The 25033-nt window shown below is 31.7% G+C and carries 19 protein-coding genes; 2 read left to right on the top strand and 17 right to left on the bottom strand.

Going from position 1 to position 25033, the window contains the following annotated elements:
- Positions 1–99: 99 nt before the first annotated feature.
- A complete protein-coding gene (locus tag N4A55_RS05290) occupies positions 100–987 on the top strand; it encodes an AraC family transcriptional regulator (RefSeq protein ID WP_293754462.1) in 888 nt (295 codons plus the stop codon).
- A 63-nt stretch (positions 988–1050) separates the two neighbouring features.
- Here N4A55_RS05290 and N4A55_RS05285 read toward each other — a convergent pair whose 3' ends face one another.
- The 7 genes from N4A55_RS05285 to N4A55_RS05255 all read right to left on the bottom strand — a co-directional run bounded on the left by N4A55_RS05285 (position 1051) and on the right by N4A55_RS05255 (position 10176).
- The gene (locus N4A55_RS05285; protein ID WP_293754461.1) at positions 1051–1242 is read right to left on the bottom strand and encodes a small, acid-soluble spore protein, alpha/beta type; all 192 of its coding nucleotides are present in this window, start codon (positions 1240–1242) and stop codon (positions 1051–1053) included.
- 83 nt (positions 1243–1325) lie between these two features.
- Positions 1326–5012 (bottom strand): helicase-exonuclease AddAB subunit AddA, encoded by a 3687-nt coding sequence (gene addA, locus N4A55_RS05280; protein WP_293754460.1) that lies wholly within the window; start codon positions 5010–5012, stop codon positions 1326–1328.
- A 275-nt stretch (positions 5013–5287) separates the two neighbouring features.
- A complete protein-coding gene (locus N4A55_RS05275; protein WP_293754459.1) occupies positions 5288–6157 on the bottom strand; it encodes an MBL fold metallo-hydrolase in 870 nt (289 codons plus the stop codon).
- Between the two features lie 196 nt (positions 6158–6353).
- Positions 6354–7058 (bottom strand): DUF1868 domain-containing protein, encoded by a 705-nt coding sequence (locus tag N4A55_RS05270; protein ID WP_293754458.1) that lies wholly within the window; start codon positions 7056–7058, stop codon positions 6354–6356.
- 34 nt (positions 7059–7092) lie between these two features.
- Positions 7093–7953 carry a carbohydrate ABC transporter permease gene (locus tag N4A55_RS05265; RefSeq protein WP_293754457.1) on the bottom strand — a complete coding sequence of 287 codons (861 nt, stop codon included), beginning with the start codon at positions 7951–7953 and terminating at the stop codon, positions 7093–7095.
- Positions 7954–8829 carry a carbohydrate ABC transporter permease gene (locus N4A55_RS05260; RefSeq protein WP_293754456.1) on the bottom strand — a complete coding sequence of 292 codons (876 nt, stop codon included), beginning with the start codon at positions 8827–8829 and terminating at the stop codon, positions 7954–7956.
- A gap of 60 nt (positions 8830–8889) precedes the next feature.
- Positions 8890–10176 (bottom strand): extracellular solute-binding protein, encoded by a 1287-nt coding sequence (locus N4A55_RS05255; RefSeq protein WP_293754455.1) that lies wholly within the window; start codon positions 10174–10176, stop codon positions 8890–8892.
- A 458-nt stretch (positions 10177–10634) separates the two neighbouring features.
- Here N4A55_RS05255 and N4A55_RS05250 point away from each other — a divergent pair, with 458 nt between their 5' ends.
- On the top strand, positions 10635–12737 hold the full coding sequence (locus N4A55_RS05250; RefSeq protein WP_293754454.1) for a LacI family DNA-binding transcriptional regulator: 2103 nt from the start codon (positions 10635–10637) through the stop codon (positions 12735–12737).
- Positions 12738–12809: 72 nt separating this feature from the next.
- On the opposite strand, the gene N4A55_RS05245 is transcribed toward N4A55_RS05250, so the two are convergent.
- The 10 genes from N4A55_RS05245 to addB form a co-directional block, all read right to left on the bottom strand.
- A complete protein-coding gene (locus N4A55_RS05245; protein WP_293754453.1) occupies positions 12810–13418 on the bottom strand; it encodes a V-type ATP synthase subunit D in 609 nt (202 codons plus the stop codon).
- 42 nt (positions 13419–13460) lie between these two features.
- Positions 13461–14855 (bottom strand): V-type ATP synthase subunit B, encoded by a 1395-nt coding sequence (locus tag N4A55_RS05240; RefSeq protein WP_293754452.1) that lies wholly within the window; start codon positions 14853–14855, stop codon positions 13461–13463.
- A complete protein-coding gene (locus N4A55_RS05235) occupies positions 14852–16639 on the bottom strand; it encodes a V-type ATP synthase subunit A (RefSeq protein WP_330666321.1) in 1788 nt (595 codons plus the stop codon). Before N4A55_RS05235 ends, N4A55_RS05240 begins: the two co-directional genes overlap by 4 nt.
- 13 nt (positions 16640–16652) lie before the next feature.
- Positions 16653–17249, bottom strand: a complete 597-nt coding sequence (locus tag N4A55_RS05230; protein WP_293754451.1) for a V-type ATP synthase subunit E — start codon at positions 17247–17249, stop codon at positions 16653–16655.
- A 52-nt stretch (positions 17250–17301) separates the two neighbouring features.
- A complete protein-coding gene (locus N4A55_RS05225; protein WP_293754450.1) occupies positions 17302–17610 on the bottom strand; it encodes a V-type ATP synthase subunit F in 309 nt (102 codons plus the stop codon).
- A gap of 24 nt (positions 17611–17634) precedes the next feature.
- Positions 17635–18060: an ATP synthase subunit C gene (locus tag N4A55_RS05220; protein WP_293754449.1), complete on the bottom strand. Its 426-nt coding sequence runs from the start codon at positions 18058–18060 to the stop codon at positions 17635–17637.
- Positions 18061–18188: 128 nt separating this feature from the next.
- Complete coding sequence (locus tag N4A55_RS05215) at positions 18189–20117, bottom strand: V-type ATP synthase subunit I (protein ID WP_293754448.1); 1929 nt, start codon at positions 20115–20117, stop codon at positions 18189–18191.
- A gap of 22 nt (positions 20118–20139) precedes the next feature.
- Complete coding sequence (locus N4A55_RS05210; RefSeq protein ID WP_293754447.1) at positions 20140–21174, bottom strand: V-type ATPase subunit; 1035 nt, start codon at positions 21172–21174, stop codon at positions 20140–20142.
- A gap of 4 nt (positions 21175–21178) precedes the next feature.
- Complete coding sequence (locus tag N4A55_RS05205) at positions 21179–21490, bottom strand: hypothetical protein (RefSeq protein WP_293754446.1); 312 nt, start codon at positions 21488–21490, stop codon at positions 21179–21181.
- Positions 21491–21576: 86 nt separating this feature from the next.
- The gene (gene addB / locus N4A55_RS05200; RefSeq protein ID WP_293754445.1) at positions 21577–24993 is read right to left on the bottom strand and encodes a helicase-exonuclease AddAB subunit AddB; all 3417 of its coding nucleotides are present in this window, start codon (positions 24991–24993) and stop codon (positions 21577–21579) included.
- Positions 24994–25033 lie beyond the last annotated feature (40 nt).

Here is a 25033-nt window from a genome sequence, read left to right as displayed (position 1 = left end):
ACATATAATATAAATCTACATTAATTCTATTGCTTAAAACTATAACAATATTGCTCACATTTAAAACAAGAAAAAATTCAAAGAAAGGTAGTTAAATTAATGGATAAATCTGTACTGCGTGAAAAAATGACTATGCCTAATCCTGATTTTTGTATGAAATTAATGAAAAATCATTCCATAGGTATTAATTCTACTGCTGTTTACGCTCATTGGCATAGGGAAATGGAGCTCCTATACATTATTGAAGGCTCTGCTTTATTTAAATGTAACGATAAGTCTTTTATAGTTAACGAAAAAGACCTTGTAGTAGTAAATTGCAATGAAATTCACTTTGGACAGAATCTAACTGAGGATTTTCTATATTATTGTATTATATTAGATCCACATATACTGAACAGCAGGCTCATAGATCTTTGTGATTCTAAATATATTAATCCAATAATAGAGAATAGAATATTGTTTAAGAATTTAATAGTTAATGATGAATCTGTACAGCAATGTATAGAATCAATCAATGATGAATATACCAACCGTCAAGTAGGATTTGAATTATTTATAAAAGCTTCATTATATAAACTTATTGTTATATTGATGCGCCGTTACATTAACACCGTCCTTACAGACAATCAAGTAAAATATCGTACTCACAACATAGATAGATTCAATAGAATCTTAAAATATATAGAAAACAATTATACCAACAATTTGAGTCTAGACCATATGAGTGAACAAGCACATATGAGTAAATATCATTTTTGCCGAATGTTCAAAAAGATGACTGGACACACAGTAACTCATTATATTAACTCTATACGAATACAAGAAGCTGATAATCTATTAATCAACTCTGACCTATCTGTTAGTGAGATAGCATATTCAGTTGGTTTTCACGATACCAGTTATTTCAGTCGTATATATAAAAATACAAAAGACACTTCCCCATCAAACAGACGTAAAAATATTTTAAAAGAATATAATAAACTATAATATAAAATAACCTTGCTCCCAGTACTGAGCAAGGTTATTTTAACCTGATTTAATTCTAATCTATTATTTAACACTTCGCTTACGTTTAGTCATTAATCCTCCGATTCTACCTGTTTCTTTGGCAGTTAAGGATTTCCACCCACCAACACTTACTTTATCCAGTAAACCTAATTCTTCGGCTATTTCATACTTCAGTTTTTCATTTTCGGTAAGAACTTTTTTCTCTTTTTCGTCTTTATTATTCTTCTTTGCCATATATAACCACCCTTTCTATTTCAATTATGGGGTTATATTGGATATTTTATACATTATTACGGAAATCTTCTTAATTATAACTTTTATATACTTATCTCTTTCCCAATACTAAAAGCATATAGTATCTTTTCACTTACTTTCATTCCCATAATATTCTCAAGAGCTATTGAATATAATTCCATCTGTTTATTATATCGCTTTATTAGAACCTCTTGTTCATTTGTCTGTAAATAGTCAGTTTTATAATCTACTAACACAATTTGATTATCTTCAATAAAATAACAATCAATAACACCTTGCACCAAAGCTTTTTCATCTATATTACAGTCTTTATAGATATCTTTTAATTGTACACCCAATACAAAAGGAACTTCTCTTTTTAATCTACCATTGGCTTCTGCATTAATCATTCTCTGTAAAAGATTACTCTTACTAAAGCTAAGAATAGATTTAATATGTATACTTCTTTTTTCTTTTTCCGATATTATTTCTCCTTGTTGCAAGCTGTCTAAATAATCAACTATGTAATCGTAATTATGTACTTGATTAAAATCTATATGCTGCATTACTTTATGGAATGCCGTTCCCTTTTCACTTGATGTAAGGCTTAGTTTTTCTTCCATAAATCTTGGCTTATATGGCTCAAAATCATTAAACATCTCTTCATGTTCTATTAATTCATCTGGTATACTCTGTTTTTTTATTTCAGAAACAGATATTTTTATTGGCTTTAATACTGCATCCCCATGAGGGTATGTCCAGTTCAGATTACAATCAAAATATTCTCTAGGATACTCACTATAACTTTTCTCACAATCCCAATTCAATAGATTTTCATATGTTTCATTTTTAGCATCTTGTACATCTTCTTCTCTACTAATGATATCATCTGTTGTTATTATCTTAATATCCCATGAAGCTTCATGACCCCATAGCTCATCAGGTGAACATATAGATGGGTTATCTAGTAAGTTTCTTATTATTTCACTCTCTCTATGTCTTAATAAGGCTGGTATAATAAAATCCATGTAAGAATGTCCACTGGCTATCACTTGTGGTATCAACAATCTATCCGGGAAAAATAAGTATCTAGATAACTTTTCTGCTTGTTTACACAAATCCTTGCAACTACCTACTAGAATTAATTTTTCTCTTGCCCTAGTTAGAGCAACATATAATATTCTCAGTTCCTCAGATATATTTTCATTCTTGATTTTTCTACTTATTATAGCTTTTGGTAATGTTTTAACTTCATATCTCAACTCATAATTTACATATTTTGGTCCAAGACCTAAATCTTGATGTAAAAGTATAGGTTTGGTAAGATCTTGCATATTGAACTGTTTACCTATCCCAGCAATAAAAACTATAGGAAACTCAAGTCCCTTACTCTTGTGTATACTCATAATTCTAACTAGATTCTCACTCTCTCCAAATACAGTAGCTTCTCCCATATCAATGGAATACTTATGTATTTTCTCCAGATATCTAATGAAGTTGAATAATCCTTTATAACTGGTTGATTCATATTTTATAGCTTTATCAATAAGCAGATCTAGATTAGCCCTTCTCTGTCTTCCTCCCGTCATTACTGATACATAATTATAGTAATGTGACCTATCATAGATATCAAGAATCATGTCATTAAGAGGCATGTAAACAGCTTTTTCCCTCCAATCATTCAACAACTTATTGAAATGATTTAATTTTACACTAAGCTCGTCTTCATTAATTGTTCCACTGATATATTGCTCATATGCATCATAATACTCACCTTCTGGTAGAGCTGTCTTAATTCGTACTAATTCATCAGCTTTTAATCCAACAATAGGTGACCTTAATACAGATATCAAAGGAATATCTTGTCTAGGATTATCTATTATCTTTAATAATGAAAGTACTGTCTTAACCTCAATAGTATCAAAATACCCAGAAGTAGCATCTGTATAAGCCGGTACATCATAATTAATTAATTCATTAACAAATCCATCTGCTCTAGTACTGGTACTTCTCATTAATATAACTATATCCTTATACATAGCTGGTCTATATTTATCTAGCTTTTTATCATATACATAATATGGGTTAGATTGATTAACAAACTCTTTTATTCTCTCAGCAATAACTTTTGCTTCTAATTCTTCCCCTTCACTATTTTCTTCACTATACATACCTTTCTTATCTATAAATATAACTTCTGAAGGTCCTGCTGTTTCACCATCTGTAAATTCTTCATAATTAGCCCCAAGATACAAAGCTGCTGTATCATCATATATTACATCTCCATATTGATCGGACATGATTTGGCTGAATAAATAGTTAGTACAATCTATAATACTTTTCCTACTACGAAAATTCTTATGCAGATCAATTTTCTGATATAAGCTTTTTTCTATAGAATATTTCTTATATTTTTCCATAAACAACTCTGGCTTAGCTAATCTAAACTTATAAATACTTTGTTTCACATCACCTACCATAAACATATTAGGTTCATTACTTAATACTTTTGATACACTTTTCAATATAGTTTCCTGTACCAAGTTGCTATCTTGATATTCATCTATTAGTATCTCAGTAAATTTATCTTGTAATTCTATCGCCGCATTAGATGGTATTTTTTTACCTTCTTCATCTTCTCCTATCAAAATGTTTAACGCTAAGTGTTCTATATCATTAAAGTCAATTATATTCTTTTCAGCTTTGGCATCTTGATATTTTTCTATGAATTCTTTCACAAGATTACACAGTGTCTTTATTACTGGGTATGTATTATTTATGTCATTTATAATACTATCCCCACTCTTGAAAAAGAAATCAGATTTTATTTTATTAAATTTTTCCTTAACATCATCTCTGATACCTTTTATTCTCTCCTGTAGAACTTTGTCCACACCTTTTTTACATCTTCCAATAGCACCAAAAACAACCTTAATTATTTCTTGGGAAATATTTTCCAACGAAGTATCTAAGATATTATTAATTCCATTCAAATTCTTTAAATCCAATAATATAGCATCCAAATATCCTATTGGTCCATTTTCACTATTACATATACTCCTACATTCTTCTAAAATCTTTATGTACATTGGTATCTCATCTTTTAGAACCTGTTTTATCATCAAAGCCCACTGAGAATCATCAATATTATCTATCCCTTCCATATTGAGTTGCTCTGACATTTCATCCAACCATTTCTTTGGCCAAGGATTACTCATAGCAAATCTATGTAATTCCAAGATTAATTCTTCTATCCTATCATCTGATTTCCCAGAAGTATAACTCTCAATTAAATCTATAAAATCCCCATTATCCTCTAATTGATATTTCTCTTCCAACAATTCTTTTATAGTATCACTTTTAAGAAGGATCAATTCTGTCTCATCAGCTACTCTAAAGGAAGGGTCTAAGTTAATAAGATGAAAATTATTCTTAATGACATTAAGACAAAAAGCATGTATAGTCATTATATTGGAATTAGGTAATAAGGACAGCTGTTTATGTAAATATCTGTTCTCAGGGTTTTCATCTATCTTCTTCTCCAATGCATCTGATATCCTCTCTCTCATTTCTGAGGCAGCTGCATTAGTAAAAGTTACAACAAGGAGTTTATCAATATCAACAGGCTTTTCCTCATCAACAATCATTTTAATAATACGTTCAACAAGTACAGCTGTCTTTCCTGAACCAGCTGCTGCAGAAATTAATAAATTTCGGTTCCTTGTATTAATAACACTTTGTTGTTCTAACGTCCATTTCACAACTGACATGAGCATTTCTCCTAAACAATTCTTATTCTTTTTTATTATAGTCTATATGTATACTTAGGGCAATAGCTAGAAGTTTTCTCCTACGACCGTCTTGTAAAGTATACATTATTTTATTATATTATGGAATACACGTTATATTACAATCCATATCTAATATAATAAAATAAATCCCCACTTATAGTTTTTAATATATAAGTAGGGGTTTTTATTTTTAACCATGTGAAGATTTGAAGATTGGTTTAATAAATTATTCATTGATAACTCATGTGCTACTACTAATTACAATTAACATTTTCATCGATTATCATACCATCATATGCCACTTCAAACTTGTGATGAAAAGTTTGTTTCAACATATTTTCTAGTTCAATATGTATCATTTGGCTGTTATGTGCAATATGGGTACCTATCAGTCTTGTTGTACTTTTTATTGCATCATATTTAAGCAATTGATGTATTAATTGATTGAATTCATAGAAGTTAGAATGATTCTTTGAGTACTCTCCATCAATGCCGTTGTTGCAATCATAGATTATAACATCAAAGGAATAATTCTTAAGTAACTTTAGGGTTTCGTCGTTATACGAACCTGTATCTGTACCATAAAGAATCGTTTGACCCTCTCTTGCAACAATATAGTTAAATGCAAATTCGTCACCCTTGACATAATGAGATGAAAAAAAAGGTATTACATTATATTCTCCAATTCTATTAACCTTATTAGGTTTCAAAACATTGAACTCAATAGAATCAACACCTTTTTTTGTAATGTAAGAGTTTAATGAAGCTTTCTCAATGGCATCTATAGCATTGTCATTAGCAGCCTCGCTCATATAAATATTTAGTACATTTATACCGTCGCTCATACTGATTTCCTTACCAAAACATTCCGGATAAGCAAAGTGATCACTATGGGTGTGAGTTAATAATGCTGCCTTCAAACCTGTCAAATTGATATTATTTCTTATGCACTGGTGAAAGATGTCAGGTCCTATATCTATAATTAAGTCATCATTAATAATTATGCTACTTCTTGTTCTGACGTTTTTATCTTTATGAGTTCTAGCATATTCGCAGACCTTGCATCTGCAAAACGGGGAAGGAATGCCAATAGCATTACCTGTTCCAAGAAATGTTACTTTCATTTATTTCTCCTTTCTTCAAAGCTAAACGAATATTCATAATTCAACCTCATCACTTTAACACCGTCTAGTCAAGAAATCTCAATTCAGTATATACTGGGTAATGGTCTGACTACCACTTTTGCTCAAGCTCTTGTGATCCTATAATATGGCTATTATACTTAGTGATAGTCTTTGTTGAAGCTCATCACACGAAGGCTCATATCATCTTCACACTCTGTTCACTATCAATGTATATACCAAGATGCTCTCGTCCCGCACCATATTTTCTGAACTCAGACATATCATTAAATACAGCAAAAATTGGTCTGTCAATAATTATTGAAGAGAAATATTTTGAGTAGTCTTGTGTTAATTTCATCTTCAAATCATGCCATTCTTCAACTTCCTCATCTGTCAGGTTATCCATTAAGTATGCAATACTTATGTGAAATTTATAGTCTTCATTTAATTTCATCCCTATGGCATTTGAAACATTTTCTATATAAGTCCAAAGCAACTCATGATCTCTTTTAGTTTTTGGTTTTAGTATTATCTTATTTATACTAAACTCTACAATTGTCATCTCTATGCTCTGTGGTATTTTGACCGCTGACAGTCTCCCCGCAATATACTCATCTATTTCCTGCATATTATTAAGTTGTTTGATATCCTCAGGGAGTATATCACTATCTTTATCAAGAGCCTGTTGAGTTAAGATACTGAATATCGTCATATGAAATGAATCGACAGGTAAGAAAGCACATTTGTCAGCAAATGACAAGCCTTTAATATAATTCTGAACAGATGCCAATACCTCCCTTAAAGGATTTTCTAACAACATGTTAACAATTGTGTTACCTGGGAAATATTTCATGTCTCCATTTTTGTAAAATTTTGCTTCACAGTTACTAGATTTTTTCATCACACTTCACCTTTCAATGTTTTATTAAAAAATATTATCCTTTCACTCCGCCTTTAAGGACGTTATTAATGATTGAACGCTGGAATATCAAAATTATGATAATGACAGGAATAATTGTCGTCATAGCTGCTGCAGAAATCACACCAAAAGGAATTTCATGATCAGATTGATACATAGTGATACCCACCGTCAATGTTCTATGACTCTTGGCCATATTTAATATTTGTGGTAACAAAAACGCATTCCATGTTCCAATAAACTTAAGTATCGACAACGAACCAATACCTGCTTTCAACAAAGGAAAGTAAATATGTATCAGCAATTGGAAAATATTCGCCCCCTCAATTCTTGCACTCTCCTCAAAGTCAATAGGTATTTGTTTAATGAGTGCCGTCATAAACCATGTACTCATGGGAAGACCCATAACTGCCTCTAAGATTGCTACACCTAAATAAGTATTCAGAAGTCCCATTTTACTGAACATTTCATAAATCGGTTGCAGGATTGTGATGATTGGTAGTAGCGTAATAGCTAATATAAATGACATAAACAGCTTCTTGTATTTGATATCTGTCCTTACTAATGCATATGCCGACATAACAGAAATGGAGATATTGAGGAACACTGCAATCAAGGTTATAATAAAACTATTCTTCATATAGTGAAGTATTGGCTGCCGAGTATAGGCAATAATATAGTTATCAAAAACTCCTCTGCTTGGAAGTAGTCTAACTGGAAAGCTAGTTATATCCGCTTCACTCATGAATGAGAGTGAAAGGGTATATAGGAACGGGAATACCATAACTAATGCAAAAGTAATGATTGATATGGAAAAGAGTACTTTTCTTATATAATGTGTTCTTCCCTTTTGAATTTGAACATTCTTTTCATTCATCTATACATCAACCTTTCTCATTAGTTCCTTCAGGAATATCAGACTTAGTAACAGTGATATAATCATCATTACCACTGCAATAGCAGAACCGTAGCTTGTTTTCCCGAATCTAAAAAATGTATTTACAGCATACATAGCAGCTGTCTCGGTTGTACTCCCAGGACCTCCACCCGTCATTGAAACAACTAGCCCATATGATCTCATCGCTGAAATAAGCCTAAACATTATCGTAATTGATAAGGAACTTTTCAACAACGGTAAAGTAATATGGAAAAATTGCTTTATTTTACTTGCCCCATCAACTTTTGCTGCTTCATAATATTCATCAGGTATACCCATCAATCCAGCAAGTATAAGCAATGACATATATGGCGTTGATTTCCATATATCTACAATAATGATTGCTCCTTTAGCTGTTAATGTCTGTCCTAGGAAATTTATCGGTTCTGATAACAGGCCCGACTGCAAAAGTAGCGTATTGAAAAGTCCATAATGTCCAAACATATTCGTCCACATCATACCGGCAATAACAGCAGGAATAACCCAAGGAAGAAGGATTATAGCCCTAATAATGCCCTGCCCTCTGAATTTCTTCTTCATAAGCATGGCAAGGCCTGTGGCCACTATCGTCTGAATTGCCACTGAATATATAGTAAATTCAAGCGTCCATCTCAATGAACTCATAAAATACTTGTCAGTAAATAAATTTATATAATTTTGTAGTCCAATAAACTCACTACCCTGTTGTAGAGTTTGAATCTTTATATTATAGAAACTCTGAGTAATCGTCTTTATAACAGTAAATAATATAAAGGTACCCATTAAAAGCACTGAAGGCAATAACAATAGATATCCACTTCGTTTATTACTTTTCATTCTTTCCTCCTAAAAGTCTCCTGCCAGTCAAGGTTGACCAGCAGGAAATACACGTTAATGTTAATCTATGATTCTTGTAATCTCCTCTTTAATAGATGTTGCTGCTTCTTCAGAAGTAATTAAACCACTAATTGCACTATGGACCTGAACCTGAATGATTTGGGATACCTCTCCCCAGTATGGAGTAATCGGTCTGGATTTACTTGTCTTTACCACTTCAAATATCTCATCTTTATATCCCAGTAACCGTTCTTCCAATCCTACATCATCATATGAACTTTCAATAGTAGGCAAAGCACCAATCATATCGTTTTGTAGTAGGAGTGATTCCTTACTTGCACGATACTTAGCAAAAGTTGCAGCAGCCTCTTTATTATTGGAGTACTTAGAAATCATCAGTCCCCAGTTACCCAATGTTCCATGACCACCTGGCATAATAGCCACACCAGTCTTATCATAATATTCATTTCCTTCTGGATTGAGGAAGTGCTTAGTTGTTGATGTCACCCAATCCCTAGCAAAAATCAGATTACCTGATTTGTATAAAGCCCTATGCTCACTTCCATATGTAGGCATTTTTTCAGGTGAAATACCTTCATCCATCAGATTAACCATAAACTGTATTGATTTTTCCATTTGTTCCTCATCAATATCCACTTTGCCATCCTTTACAATATCCATGCCATTTGGCCACATGTATTCAAGCACTACACAGGAAAGACCTTCTGATTGCTTCCATCCTGCAGCATAACCAACAAGATTAGGATTGTCTTCTCCTGCCATAATAACATTTGCAGCCTCTTTAAGCTTATCCCATGTTGTAGGTACTGATAGATTGTATTTCTCTAGCAAGTCTTTTCTATAAAACAGAGCACCTACATTGGCCTGAAATGGGATACCATACACCTGACCATTCTGCATAAAGTTTTCTGTAGTCATGTAATTGTCAATAATATTTCCCTCTAGAGCATTTGGAATCTCATCATAAGGTACCACCCAACCTGCTGCAGTAAAAATTGTCGGCCAAGTTGCATCTGCTGCAAAGAGATCCATAGAATCATCTTGAGCCTGCAATATAGTTTGTATCGCCTGCAACTTATCATTTGAACCTCCTGTGAGTGCAATGTAGTTCACCTTGATATTAGGATACTCCGACTCAAATGATTCAATAATCTTTAATTCTAGTTCTTCATTTGGTTTTCCATAGTAATTAATAGTCACTTGTTCATCTTTAGCTGGTGCAGACTCTTCTTTTTCAGTTGTTTCTTCTTGCTCTGTTTTCTTTTCTGATGTTGACTGTTCACTATCTTTTGTTTCTATTGTCTGATGCTTTTGGCATGCTGCCAAAGTGAAGGCCATTACAATGACCAAGAGAACTGCAATTTTTTTCATAATAAGCTCCTTTTCAATTTAATTATTAAAAATTATAACCGATTATATATTCAATATAACACATTAATTGATAGGTGTCAATAATTAATTTATTTCTATTGAATCGTATCAAAATTACCACAATTACCATGAACTCCCATTAGTATCAATTTAGTTTTTTGATCTGTCATGTTTAAGTTTACCCCACCTCTGTCAATAAAATACATGAGGTTTTATTACATACTATAATTAATAAATAGTGCATAATCAATTGTGGTACACTAAGACATTATTATAATCAATTAGAACGTATCAATTTGACATAATAGTTTTTTGATTTTTAGTTAATTCTATGTTAAAATAGATTAATTAGAGTACTCTCTGAAAGTAAAAAGTAATGAATAAAGTTTAATTAATTATTAGGAGGAATTACTATGGCAACAATGAAAGACATCGCCAAGCTTGCAGGTGTCTCCTATGGAACAGTGTCAAACGTTTTAAACAAAAGAGGCAATGTGAGTATTGAAAAAATACGTATGGTGGAAGATGCTGCCCATGAACTGGGTTACTACATCAATCAGAAGGCCCAATCTCTGCGTGCAGATAATAGCAGTGAATATGCTTTCATCATCCCTTCTATCAACATATATAAATACAGGAAACTATATAATCTTCTAAGAAAAAAACTAGCAGCACAGAATATCACTCTTCAGCTTCATATATCTGACTTCAACCCAACACTTGAAGAGAATTTTGCATACAACGCTTCTGTTACTTCAGACGTAGTCATTGTTGTAACATGCATGGATGAACCAGAACTAGTATACAACAATAATATCTTCCACGGTGTTACTCTTATCTTAGTGGATCACATATTTAAGAATTTTGAAGAGAACCAATATTCCATTATATTCGATCAGCTTCAAATCCAGAAAGATATGGAATGCTTCCTTCAAGACAAAAGCTATGAGCATATATTGTTTTTTTCTGATAACCACATGTATTCAAAAGTTGTAGAGAAAATGGGAGAAAATGTTAGCTATGAATTATGTCAAACATCCTATGATCTTACACGGGCTATTGAGATTTTGAGCAAGCAGCATTACAATTTAATCATAACAACGTCACTTGAAAAATATGAGGCTGTGGTGAATGCTATGAATGTTCTTAGGATATCAAATGATGTTGAGCACATATCCGTTATATCAAACAAAATGACCTTTGATAATCAAATAAATTACTACTACCAAAGCATGAATGCCTATGCTGAAGCTATTTTCTATGTCATAGATAATCCACCAAACACTCACATAAAAGTGGTCAAGAGTGCTGGCTTTATTAATATGAAATCAAATAGTATAACTTCTGATGCCATTAATATTCTGATGGTTGAAAGTCCAACAACCAGTGCAATAAAAATGGTCAATTCATATCTTGAATCTGATCTGGGCATGAAAGTTAATTTTGATGTCATTAAATACAATCAATATGATGCAATTCTAAACGAAAATAACCTTAAAAAGTATGACCTTATACGTATTGACATGGCCTACCTACCTGAAATATCAGAAAATATTTTTCAACCAATAAGTGATATCTATGATGATCTGAAAGAAAACTTTGTCACAGATTTTGATGAATACTCTAGGCACAATGATATTTGTTATGCACTTCCTCTAGATATTGGATGTCATATTATGATGTATAGAGATGATATTTTGAATGATCAGGTAATCAGAAGAGATTACTTTGAGAAGACACGTAAGAATGTTCTTTTACCAAAAACATTTGATGATTATTCTGAGCTAGAGTATTTCTTTGACAAATATTACAATGGCCAGTATATAGGTGCCTCAGTCTGTAACGGCTCCAATGTTACCTGTGGTGCAGATTTTCTTATTAGAGTCCCTCACAACGATGTGTTAACTTCCCAGAAAGAACTAAATATTTCTGATCCTGACGTATTAAAAGCCTTGAAAGGGTATATTGCATCCTCCTCATACTCACAATCAGAAAAAAATGAGTTTTGGGACGATGTCATAGAAGAGTATGCATACAATGATGTTGCGATGACAATTACTTTCTCCAACTATATCCATCTACTTAATGACTTGAATAGAAACAAAGCTTATAGAACCAAGTTCATGACACCACCTGGTGGAAAATCCATTATCGGCGGTGGTGTCATTGGACTTTCAAAGTATACGGATAAAAAAGCCCTCTGCTATAGGTATCTACGAAAACTCTATAGTGACCAAATGGGTAAGTTGATTACCCACCTAGGTGGAACCATGCCAATTAAATCTGTCTACAGTGATATCAGCCTGACAACAATGTATCCATGGCTCACGCTTTTGCCAGAGGTTATCAAAAATAATACAAGAAGATATTATCGTGAAGATGGCAAACTACGTAAATCAATTTCTTTTGAAAAGAATGTTGGAAAAGAAGTTAGAAAATATATTGCTTACAACCTACCTCTTAATAATAGAATAAACATAGGACAACTTAAACTCGTAAAATCCTGTAATGTATAATAATTACTAACGACACAATGAGTAGAAAAAATCTCTTGTCAGGCTTGTTTTTCGCCAACAAGAGATTTATTATTAATTCTTCTTTATCATCTTTAATCTAGTAAATTCTTCTCTTTCTTTTTCTTCCAGAGCATTTTGTATATGTTTTGTCAAATCAGTATATCTTGGAATCATTATATTCTTAAGAGCATTGGCTCTTTTCTGAGTCCTTTTGATATTTATAGCAAGTCTGTAGATTGCGTTCTCTACTTCTGCCATAACTACTGTCAACTGCTTAACCTTATAGAACTTACTGAATGCTTCGTCAAGTGATAACGTAGTTCTAGCAAAGCCATACTGGGGATGTATTTCTTCCTCAGGTATACTAATTATAGGTATCTCAACACCCATGATACTCCTTGTTTTTATTTTAATATGCTTTTCTTCTTCTACAGCAGTACCTATTTGCTCAACAGTACTTATACCTATAGACATATTAGCATTTTGCAGAGCTTCATATGCCTCCGTAAAAGTTGAATCAATATGAGATTGAATTTCTTCAGCCTTATCAATTAGAAGCATCATTTCTCTTACCAATATATTTCTTTTTTTATCTAATAACTCATAACCCTGCTTAGACAATCTAAGAGTGTTTTTTGCTACAATCAAATTACCTTTAGTAGGAAATAATGTTGTATCCATATCAATCACTTTCCTTTACTGAGTTTAGCTAATATGAGTAATCTAATTCGCTTCCTCATAATAAGGTTTATAATATTTATCCAATACTTCTTCATCAACTCTATCAAGCTCTTGTCTTGGCAATATACCAAGTAATCTCCAACCTAGATCAAGAGTTGCATTCATGAAACGGTTCTCATCTCTAGCCTGTGATACAAATAATTCTTCGAATACCTTACCAAATTCCATATATTTTTTATCTATATCAGATAACTCATCTTCTCCAATTACTGATGCCAAAGCTTTTACTTCTTGAACATGAGCATAAGAGGCAAATAATTGATTGGCTATCTGAGGGTGATCTTCTCTAGTAAATCCTTCACCTATACCGTCCTTCATAAGTCTAGATAATGAAGGGATTACTATTATTGGTGGATAGATTCCTTTTTGATGTAGAGATCTATCAAGAACAATCTGTCCCTCTGTAATATATCCAGTTAAGTCAGGTATTGGATGGGTTATATCATCATTAGGCATAGTTAATATAGGAATCTGAGTGATAGAACCTGTCCTATCTCTTAACATTCCTGCTCTTTCATACAAAGAAGCAAGATCACTGTACATATAACCTGGGAAACCTTTTCTACTAGGAATCTCTCCTTTGGATGAAGATATTTCTCTAAGTGCTTCACAGTAAGAAGTCATATCAGTGAGTATGACAAGTACATGCATATTATGTTCAAATGCCAAATACTCGGCAGTTGTTAAAGCACATCTTGGAGTAACTATTCTTTCTACAACTGGGTCATTAGCACGATTAAGAAACATTACAACTTTCTGTAATACACCACTTTCTTCAAAACTTCTTCTAAAATACTCAGCAACATCATTCTTTACTCCCATTGCTCCAAAAACAACTGCAAAATTATTTTCATCATCATTACCTGTAAGTCTAGCTTGCTTAACTATCTGAACAGCTAGAGCATCATGTGGCAGACCATTTCCTGAGAATACAGGTAATTTCTGACCTCTTATTAGAGTAGTAAGACCATCTATTGCTGAAATACCTGTTTGAATATAGTTTCTTGGATATTCTCTTGAAATTGGATTAATAGGACTTCCATTAATATCTCTACTAACATCAGGTATTATATCACCTAATCCATCAATGGGTCTTCCAAGTCCATCTAATGTTCTACCTAATATTTCTTTTGATAAAGGTATTTCAAGAGGTTTCCCTCTGAAACTTGTCCTTGTATTAGCACTTGACATACCTGTAGTTCCTTCAAAAACTTGAATAACAGCTATATCATCTTTTATTTCTATGACCCTACCTACTCGCTCTTCTCCATTTTCAAGTTTTATGTCAACCATTTCTTCATACGATACATCTTTTACACCCCTAAGAACTACAAGGGAACCAGTTACTTGTTTTAATCCTAAATATTCTATACTCATAGCTTCTTCCTTTCGAAACTCTTATAACTTTCCTTTACTTCATCATAGAAATTATCAACTTTTTCTTTTAGTAAATCAAATTCTTTTAGATTGTTATTACTTACATTATATTTCATCTTAATCATTTCATCATATATACCTGTTTTTCTAAGCTGGGACATTGGTATGCCCCCATTAACCAATTCTTTTGATTTGTCTTGTAAGTATAGAATGATTTCCATCATTCTATATTGTTTTTTCATAGGTACATAAGTATCAATATCATTAAATGCATTCTGCTGTAAGAATCCTAATCTAATCACTTTTGATATCTCAAGAGTTAATTTTTGATCTTCAGGTAAGATATCCGCTCCGATTAATTTAACAATTTCCATCAATTTGCTTTCCGCTTGAAGTAAACTCACTATCTTAGTTCTTAATTCAAAGAAATCATCAGCTACTTTAGTTTCATACCAATTTTCCAAGTCATCTATATATTCGCTATAACTATTCAACCAGTGTATAGCTGGGTAATGTCTCGAATAAGCTAATTGTCTGTCAAGAGCCCAGAAACATCTAACAAACCTCTTAGTATTCTGGGTAACAGGTTCTGAGAAATCTCCCCCTTGTGGTGAAACAGCACCGATTATACTTACTGACCCTTCACTATCATTAAGATTGTCCACGTATCCTGCTCTCTCATAGAATTGTGATAATCTTGATGGTAAGTAAGCTGGGAAACCTTCTTCTGCTGGCATTTCCTCAAGTCTCCCTGATATTTCTCTAAGTGCCTCAGCCCATCTAGAGGTTGAATCCGCCATTATGGCTACATGATAACCCATATCTCTATAGTATTCAGCTAGAGTTATTCCTGTATATATGGAAGCTTCTCTTGCCGCAACGGGCATGTTGGAAGTATTAGCTATCAATATAGTTCTATCCATAAGTGACTTACCTGATTTTGGGTCTATCAGCTTTGGAAAATCTTCTAAAACCTCTGTTATTTCATTTCCTCTTTCTCCACAACCAATATATACAATAATATCAGCATCACTCCATTTTGCAAGTTGATGTTGAGTCATTGTCTTTCCAGTACCGAATCCACCTGGAATAGAGGCTGTACCACCTTTTGCAATTGGGAATAACGTATCAATAACTCTTTGTCCTGTTACAAGAGGTATTGTTAGTCTTCTCCTGTTTTTAAAAGGTCTTGCCATTCTTACTGGCCATTTTTGTATCAAATCTAATTCTTTTATCTCATCTTGATCTGTCTTAATCTTAACAATAGTGTCATGGACTTTGTATCTTCCATTAGGAGCTACATATTCTACTACTCCAGACATATATGGGTGCATCATAACTTTATGTATAACCAGATCCGTTTCCTTAATCTCAGCTATAACATCTCCGCCTTTAATGCTATCACCTTTTTTTACAACAACTTCAACTACCCATTCTTTATCAGTGTTAAGAGACTCTATATCTAGTCCTTTGCTTATAAAAGAGCCAGAAACCTCTTCCATCTTCTTAAGAGGACGTTGAATACCGTCAAAAACGGTGCCTATAATACCAGGTCCTAATTGAAGTGACAAGGGTTCACCTGTTGATATTACAGGTTCTCCTACTTTAATCCCAGTAGTTGATTCATAGACCTGTACAATGATATCTTCATTCTCTATACTGATGACTTCACCTATCAACTTAGCATTTCCAACTAAAACCATTTCTAACATCTTAAATTTACTGCTGCCTCTTACGGTTACAACAGGTCCATTTACACCAACAATCATATCATCTTTGTTCAATTTGCCACCTTCTTTACTCGATTTCAAGATTACAATTATGCAAAAATGTTTCTTTTTGCTCGTATAACTTACTGTAAAATGAATCATCTAAGTATATATTTTTAGTCTTATTAAATATCTTACATCCACCAATCATTTTTTTATTCTTGTCTTCAAGAACAATCTTATTATCAAATTCTTTATTAAGCCTATTAAGATATTTTTCATCGGTATGGGCAATATAAATCAGTATTTCTCCCTCTCCTATTTTAGCTATATCTTCTTTTATCATATTTATAAGATACTCTTGATACTCCTTTTTCTGTGTAAATGCTTCTAATTCCTTTTGAGCATCCCTAAAAGTACCTTTTATGATTTCTTCTCTAGCTTTTAATATCTCTCTTTTACTATCCATAATAGATTTGGATATTATTTCATTTTTTTCTGTTTTTATACTTTTTAATCCACTTTGAATTATTTCATAAGCTTTGGATAGATATGCAAGCTCTTTTTCTTCATATATTGCTTCAAGTTCTTTTTGGGTTTGCTCAATTATTTCTTTTCTTTGATTACTTACATCTGTCATGATATCATGAGCAAACTTATCTATCTTTTCTTCAACAATTCGCATAATTACCCTTCTTCCTTTTTAAACAGTATCGAAAACAAATATCTTGTTATTATTATATCTTTAACCCAATCGCTTCTCTGACATATTTTGTAATTGAATCAGGTGTTCTTCCAGTACCATGTCTATCAGGAATCTCAACAATTAAAGGTGTGTGATAATTAAGTTTTATATCTTTTATTTTATCTCCAATTAATTTTCCTAATTTTTCTGTGATTAATATTATACCTATATCCCTATCTTTTAGAGCTTCATCAAGGGCACTTCTTATTTCTTCTATTTCGTGGACAACTACACCTTCAACACCTGCTAATCTCATACCTGTTTTCGTATCAATGTTATCACTTATAAGGTACATTTTCATAGCTAATCTACCTCCGTTTACTTTTTAACCTAAAATTAATATAGATATAATAAGTCCATAGATAGCAATACCTTCCGCAAGACCAACAAAGATAACTGTTTTACCTAATAATTTTGAATCCTCACTAATAGCACCTATAGCTGCTGAACCAGATACAGCAACTGCAATTCCTGAACCAATAGCAGCCAAACCAGTAGATAATGCTGCTGCAATATATCTCATACCTTCTGCACTAGCAGCTACCTTTTCAGTAGTTTCTGCTGCTAAAGCTGTGGTTCCGCCTGTTAACAAAACAACAGTAGCAACTATTAAAATCCCAAAGAAACTCAAAACATTTATACCTAAAATCGTCTTGGCTTTACTTCCATCAATACCTCTTTTTATTGCATATACTCCAGTTCCCACTGTAACAATCACTAATATAAGTGCTAAACTCATTACTATATCCATTATATTTTCCTCCTTTATTTCCAATAAGCCACATTTTACCTATTAATATGCAGCTTTATTCTATTTATATAATTTTATCTATATAACTCTTTGCAACCAATATCTATGTAAAACATTACAAGTATATATTAAGTTGCTTGTTTATCCTTTATTTTGAATGGATTAAAGCTTATGCCTTCACCACTAAAGAATCTACTAAATAATTCGTAGTATTCTAGCCTTAATCCTTGAATACCTACTATCAAACCTTCCAGACAGATAATCAAGATATTACCGAAAATCATTACAAATATACTTCCTGTACCGCCTACCATATCTGCCATCATGTGGAAAGCTAAGAAGAAACCAACATGGTTAAGTGCAAAAGCACCAACTCTTATAAATGATATGGTATTACTTAATATTGCAAGTAATGTTTCAATAAGTTCAAATATAGCTTCAATAAAATAACCGCCTTTATCTTCTGGTAATATATGTTTCTTTTTTTCTATCAAGTTTCCTAAAGGATGTGATAAAAAGATCAATATTAATGGAACCACAATTAATAATAAAATCTGCCATGTAGCAATTCTATAGTCACTTCTCAATACTTTTGACAGAATCAAATAAATAAGTGCAAGATAGAAAATCAAACCTGTTATTCCATTCCTATCAAAAAGCAACTGTCCCATCTTTTTCTTTTTAACTGCGTTCCATATGTTTAGAACCATTGCCAAAATTAATAATAAAACACCAAATCCAACAGCAATAATCAATACTAATTGTTTATTTTCCATAGGATTAATCATTGGTATAAATCCAAATATCTCTCTTAGAAGCTCTTCATTACCAAATACGGAACCATAGAAGAGACCGAATATCGCTGAAGCTATTCCTGCATATATACCTATTTTCCCTAAGGAGTTTCCCTTCTTCTTATAAACATAATAACCTAATAATGCTATAACAAAGCCCTGTCCCATATCTCCAAACATCATACCAACCATTAACAAGTATGTTATAGCTACAAAAGGTGTTGGATCAAGTTCATTGTAAGATGGTGTACCATACATCTTGACTAATGACTCAAATGGTTTAAAGAATTTATTATTTCTTAGTTTTGTTGGTGGTTTTGTCTTCTTGACAGCTTCATCCTCTTCAACAATACACGTTATATCCTCATCTTCTTTGATCTTTTTCATAAAATCATCTAGTTGACTCTGTGGAACCCACCCAGTAAGATAAAACGCATCCTTTGAATGAACTACATGTCTTCTAACATCAAATACTTGATCTAACTGGTTGATGATATTATAAATATCAGCAATCTTATCATAATTTTCTTTGTAGAAGTTATCTATCTTCTTATCAATTTCTTTTTCTTGATTTGATAACTTGACCAAAGTATCCTCTATTCTCTTAATTACTTCTTTTGGATGTCCTTTTACTTCACCAGATATCCTTATTCTTTCGAAGTATAGTGATGCAAAGAGACTATCAATACTTTCTTGTACTATCTTAGGCATGAAGTATAGTAAGAATACATGGTCATCTTCTTCAAATACTTTGAATACTATTACTTCCAGATCTTCCACATAGTCATTTAGTTTCTTAAAACTATCTTTTGGCATTTTGCCGAACCTGAATTTCATAAACTCAAATTCAAATAGTTTATTGATCTCAATATCTACGTTTTGAATCGGAATAATCTGTTTTCTGATTCTCTTATTTATTGTTATCTTATTATTTATATCTTCTTTTTGCTTCATAAGTTCTGATAATTCATCACTCAAATCTTCTATTACAGGTTCTACATCAAGAGCACAATTAATTTGTTTGTCATCAATATCAATCTGCTCTAATTTGATGTCAAGATTCTCACATAATTTACCTAATTTCTTAATCACATTATCATAGGGATTTTGTATAGAAAATGGGTATAATCCTTTAACTGAATCTAGTATTGAAATTGCATTCACCAACTGTACATCATATGGTAAAACATTTTTTATTACAAAATAATCCAGAGCTTTAATTGGTCCAGCCACATTTACAAAAAACATTTTTTCAATTGACATGAAATCGCCTCCTCCCTATTTTTCAAAAACCGATTAAAAATTTCTTAATCTTGTTTGAATCAACGTTATATCTTATGCCTTCGATAATAGTTGTTATATTCATTATCTCAACCTCTTTAGCGAACATATATCCAATAATGGGTGCTATAGAGAATGGATACATACTTATGTTTTTATCATGGATATTAAGTATATACTCGTAGAATTCCTTTTCCCAATAATGTTCATCTGAAGATAGTATGTCATTATAGGGAGTTTTTTTCAATATTTCCATTATTTCATCTACACTATTAGAATTAATAAGTAATCTCAAATCTTTCTGCCTCAACTTATACCGATAGGGTATATGATACCTGTATAATATCTCTTTGGATATATTATAATAATGTTTTCCTCTATATACCCACATGATATTACGTAAGTCTGCCTCCAAACCTATAATAAGGTTAGCAATCTTTTTATCTGTACCACTTACTAATTCAGGTTGTGCGATAAGTTTTTTATAATAATACATGTCCAGTGCCATTTCTGCCGAAAAAAGGTCTATATGATTTTCATCTTTTATCAACGGATTTAGAATCTCATAAAAATTAGTTTCCTTCAGCCCATTAACAAAAGTTCTAATATCCTTAGCAGCAAACAACTTATTAAAATCAATAACACTATATTTATTAATAAAAAATAATCTTCTATCAATTTGGTGTATATCGCCACCCATTTGTAATATTCTAAGCATTTTCTTCAAGTCTTCTATCTCTTGTCTACGATAAATATATCTAAAAACAGATTTTTCATTTCCTTTGAGATATCTACCTATCTTAAGAGCTTCACTGATAATCGATTTATACAAAAGCGTTTCAACTTGACCTCTATGAACATTGTTCTCATTTAATTCTTGTAAAAAGTCGTTATAATAAGTATTGTTTTTTAGATATATCGCAACTTCTAGTACACTGTTACGTAGAAGTAGTTGCTCATAGTCATCTTTTGTAAGCATTTTACCTTTCATTGCTCTAATCTTAGTAGAAAGATGACTGTACTTGAACGTTGCTAGCATATACTCACCTCTCTAGAACTGCTTTTACAAGCTCATCACTCCATATTTTTCTTTTTTCCTCTCCATAGAGCTTCATTTTTTCTAGTCTTTCTTTTGCTTTTTTAATATACTCATCTGCTTCAGCCAAAGCTTCATCTAGTTCTCTTTGCCTTAGTTGTTTGACTTTTCTATTTGCATCATTTACTATCTTATCTTTTAATTCTTCTACCCTATCTAACATTTCTTTATGTTTATTTTCTTTTTCCTCTTTTGCTGTGTCCAATACCTCCCTAGCTTTATTTTCAATAGAAATTATTTTATTGATGATAGCTTCCATCACCGCACCTCTTTTCTATAACCTCTTATACTTCCTCTGACAAACCTAACTTATATGATATCAAAATTTTTTAAGAAACTCAACTTTTATCTATTTTTATCTATTTTTTCCCATGCCTCATTTTTACCCATATTATGCAATATTCTATATTCATTACAACTCATAGAACTATCAAACTGGCAAATAGATGAATATTTACAATATTCACAAGCATCGTCCTTGCTATTTTTAAATGGATGGATTAGGATATTCCCTTTCATGATTTCTCTACCAATCTCCTCTGTCTTGTCCTTCACAAAATCCATTAATATATCAAATTGTTCCTTAGAAGCAACTGAAGATCTCTTGCCGATAGTACCTTTTTTCGTTATCTGTACTGGTATTATATCTGAGTAATTGTCAATATCTTTATCCATCTTGTTGATAATATCAACGTCTTCTAGAACAAGTCCATTCATCTTCAAACTTTTAATAATTTGTTTTTCCAATTCATCTTTATTAAGGTCTGATTCCGTTTTTATTATAGGGTCATCGATATGATAATAAAAAACACCTGCTGGTACTATTTTTTTAGTTGTTTTTTTATCCTCTAATTCTGTTACAGCATTAAGATATACTAACAATTGTAATTGTAATCCATAATAAAGAGCAGTGATGTCAAATTGTTTATTACCTGATTTATAATCTATTACTTTTACATAAATAGTATCATCTGTCTCATATCTATCAACTCTATCAATTCTACCTTTTAATTTCATAGTTTTTTCGTCATCAAAATCAATTTTCAGAGATTCAAGGTCCCCTTTATCAGGGTCAAATGCTACTTCATAATCAGTAGGCTTAAATTCTCCTTTTTTGATATGATATTGAAGCGCCCAAATAGCTCTTTTGGTTATTCTTGTAAGTCTATTGATTAGGTAAGTATTTCGTCCTGTACTGTAAAATATACTATTGCAATATTTATCAGCAATTTGAATAACGGTTTCTTCTACTAATCTATCCCTTACATTATCTTCAATTAGGTTCCATTCCAATTCCCGTTTACTTAGCTTCTTAGAAAATTCATCTATGGACCTATGAAACAATATTCCAATATCAGGCATAGATATTTCTCTAACTACTCTTTCTGATACGTTTAATCCATAATCCAAGAAGTGAGCAAAAGGACATTTTGCAAATTCTTCCAATCTAGAAACACTATTAATAAGTGTATCTGTATAGATACTTGTGACTAATTCTTCTGGCAAAAATTCTTCTGAATTAATATGATACAAACCGCCCACAGCTGATTTAACTGAATGTCTCCAAGTTTTATTACTATAGTACCAACTATATATGTCTTTCCAATAATCAGTAAGCCCAATATTATTATAATTACGTAATTTGTTAAGCATAATTCTAAAAGTAGGTTTTTGTAGATATATTCTATATTCATCCTTTTGTAATTCTATGTCAATAACTTCTAGATTTCTGAATATTTTTTTAATTCTACTTATAAGTATGGATGGTCGCATTGATTTACCATCTATATCTGTTCTGGCATAGCTAAGATACAGCTTATTAGAGGGTTTTGTTAACCCAGTATATATTAAGAATTGCTCTTCAAATACTTTTTTCTTGGTACTTGGAGCAAGTTCTACACCTTTTTCCATCAATTTATCTTTGTCTGAGTCAGATAAAATATTAGCTTTAACTGATATCTTAGGTATCTTGCCTTCATTAAGTCCTATTATAAATAGTGCTTTTATTTCCCTTAATCTGGATCTCTCCAAATCACCCACTACAACTTGGTCAAGTCCTGGCGGGACAAGTCCCATCTCGCATTGTTCTAAACCTGATTCTAATATAACACTGTATTCATTAAGTGTAATCTCTTTGTCACCTAGTATATCTACTATATTGTCCAATAACTCCATTATAATTTTATAGATAGCCTTATATTCTTTTTCTAACAATAACTCATCATCCAACCTGAATTTTTCACTTCTATTATATATTTTTTCTTCCACATTCAAGGTCACTATAAGATTATATAAATCCTGAGTTATATTTTTAACTTTAACCTTTTTATGCCCTATGTTTCTACCAAATTCTAATAGTGGATTTACTATTTTTTCCCTAGTCACATTTATTCTTTGTAATTGTTCATATGCATATTCATCATTAAATCTATTATTTATGTATGGATATTCAAAATCCTGTTCCCATTGTTTTCTACCTTGTATCCCATAAGCCAGTACATAATTTTCAATGATATCTATATCCTCTATAGATATCCCTGTTAAACTGGTTTTAAGATATCTAAATATAGTTTCATAGGTATATCCTTTATTAATTATTGAAATAGCTGCTCTAATAAATTCTACAAATGGATTAGATAGAATATCTTTCTTCTTGTCTATGAAAAATGGTATATCATACTCCTTAAAACTCCTTGATATAATCTTTTCATATCCATCTAAATCACCAGTTACCACTGCTATCTCTCTATATCTATAGTTGTTTTCTTTTATTAGATAGATTATATTATCAGATAGATTAATTACTTCTTTTCTGATATTAGGTGCTGTATGTATATAAATATCACTTTTTCCTTCATTATATATCTTATACGGGTATCTAAAAATATTTCTTTCCAGATGCTCTAATGCTTTATTTTTATATCTATTGTATTTATTATCAAGTAATATATGTTTTAATACTTTTACTTTACTTTCTTTCGCTAGATTATTAAGTTTGTAGATTGTTTTCTTGGTTTCATAAAATAATTCTGATTCATCAGATAGATCATCTAATTTGTTTATGCTATCTATCGTAAGAGTAAGATAAGTTTCTCTAGATTTCTTTAATATCTCATTTAATACTTTATATTGTATTGGTGTAAATCCATAGAATCCATCTATCCAAACTGTAGCGTTCTCTAATAGATTGGAATCTCTTATCGACTCACTTAATATATCTAATGTATCTTCATTAGTAATATATTCTTTCTTGATAAACTCTTTGAATCCATCATAAACAATCTGTAAATCATTTATCTTAGTTTGTAGTAATGGTTTATTGCTTAATTCCTCTAATGATTTTGTTAGGTCTTGTGATGATATATCATATTGATAGAGTTCTGTTATAACACTTTTCAATTCTTTAATAAATCCTGGTTTACCTGAATTCTTATAGAATAATCTTAGTTTCTCCTTATTCTCCTCAATGACTTTTCTAATAACCATACCTTTACCTGTATTACCAAGCAAAGTTTTGTTGGCTCCACCTATCTCATCAAGTATACGGTAAGCTAATCTTTGAAAACTTAAAATCTCTATTTGCATGATACCAGACGAAGGATGAAGTTTAACAATATCCTTTTGAGTTTCTAGAGTAAATTGTTCAGGGACTATCATAATAAGGGGCTTATCAATATTTTTCATGGATTCTTTTATTATCTTATCATAGCAACAATATGTTTTTCCTGCTCCAGCACATCCTAGTATATATTGTAATGACATATTTATCCCCCTAACTACATATCTATATTTATTGAAATAT

The organism is Vallitalea sp., assembly GCF_025211055.1.
Classification (GTDB): domain Bacteria; phylum Bacillota; class Clostridia; order Lachnospirales; family Vallitaleaceae; genus Vallitalea.
The sequence above is the reverse complement of the archived record's forward strand: the minus strand, read 5'-3'. Positions and strand labels throughout refer to the sequence as shown.

Excerpts from the sequence above, each read along its gene's own strand:
- N4A55_RS05230 (WP_293754451.1), bottom strand. The coding sequence starts at position 17,249 with ATGCGAATTGTTGAAGAAAAGATAGATAAGTTTGCTCATGATATCATG.
- N4A55_RS05205 (WP_293754446.1), bottom strand. The coding sequence starts at position 21,490 with ATGGAAGCTATCATCAATAAAATAATTTCTATTGAAAATAAAGCTAGG.
- addA (WP_293754460.1), bottom strand. The coding sequence starts at position 5,012 with ATGTCAGTTGTGAAATGGACGTTAGAACAACAAAGTGTTATTAATACA.
- N4A55_RS05245 (WP_293754453.1), bottom strand. The coding sequence starts at position 13,418 with ATGGATACAACATTATTTCCTACTAAAGGTAATTTGATTGTAGCAAAA.
- N4A55_RS05215 (WP_293754448.1), bottom strand. The coding sequence starts at position 20,117 with ATGTCAATTGAAAAAATGTTTTTTGTAAATGTGGCTGGACCAATTAAA.
- N4A55_RS05225 (WP_293754450.1), bottom strand. The coding sequence starts at position 17,610 with ATGAAAATGTACCTTATAAGTGATAACATTGATACGAAAACAGGTATG.
- addB (WP_293754445.1), bottom strand. The coding sequence starts at position 24,993 with ATGTCATTACAATATATACTAGGATGTGCTGGAGCAGGAAAAACATAT.
- N4A55_RS05240 (WP_293754452.1), bottom strand. The coding sequence starts at position 14,855 with ATGAGTATAGAATATTTAGGATTAAAACAAGTAACTGGTTCCCTTGTA.
- N4A55_RS05285 (WP_293754461.1), bottom strand. The coding sequence starts at position 1,242 with ATGGCAAAGAAGAATAATAAAGACGAAAAAGAGAAAAAAGTTCTTACC.
- N4A55_RS05220 (WP_293754449.1), bottom strand. The coding sequence starts at position 18,060 with ATGGATATAGTAATGAGTTTAGCACTTATATTAGTGATTGTTACAGTG.
- N4A55_RS05270 (WP_293754458.1), bottom strand. The coding sequence starts at position 7,058 with ATGAAAAAATCTAGTAACTGTGAAGCAAAATTTTACAAAAATGGAGAC.
- N4A55_RS05265 (WP_293754457.1), bottom strand. The coding sequence starts at position 7,953 with ATGAATGAAAAGAATGTTCAAATTCAAAAGGGAAGAACACATTATATA.
- N4A55_RS05275 (WP_293754459.1), bottom strand. The coding sequence starts at position 6,157 with ATGAAAGTAACATTTCTTGGAACAGGTAATGCTATTGGCATTCCTTCC.
- N4A55_RS05260 (WP_293754456.1), bottom strand. The coding sequence starts at position 8,829 with ATGAAAAGTAATAAACGAAGTGGATATCTATTGTTATTGCCTTCAGTG.
- N4A55_RS05210 (WP_293754447.1), bottom strand. The coding sequence starts at position 21,174 with ATGCTAGCAACGTTCAAGTACAGTCATCTTTCTACTAAGATTAGAGCA.
- N4A55_RS05290 (WP_293754462.1), top strand. The coding sequence starts at position 100 with ATGGATAAATCTGTACTGCGTGAAAAAATGACTATGCCTAATCCTGAT.
- N4A55_RS05250 (WP_293754454.1), top strand. The coding sequence starts at position 10,635 with ATGGCAACAATGAAAGACATCGCCAAGCTTGCAGGTGTCTCCTATGGA.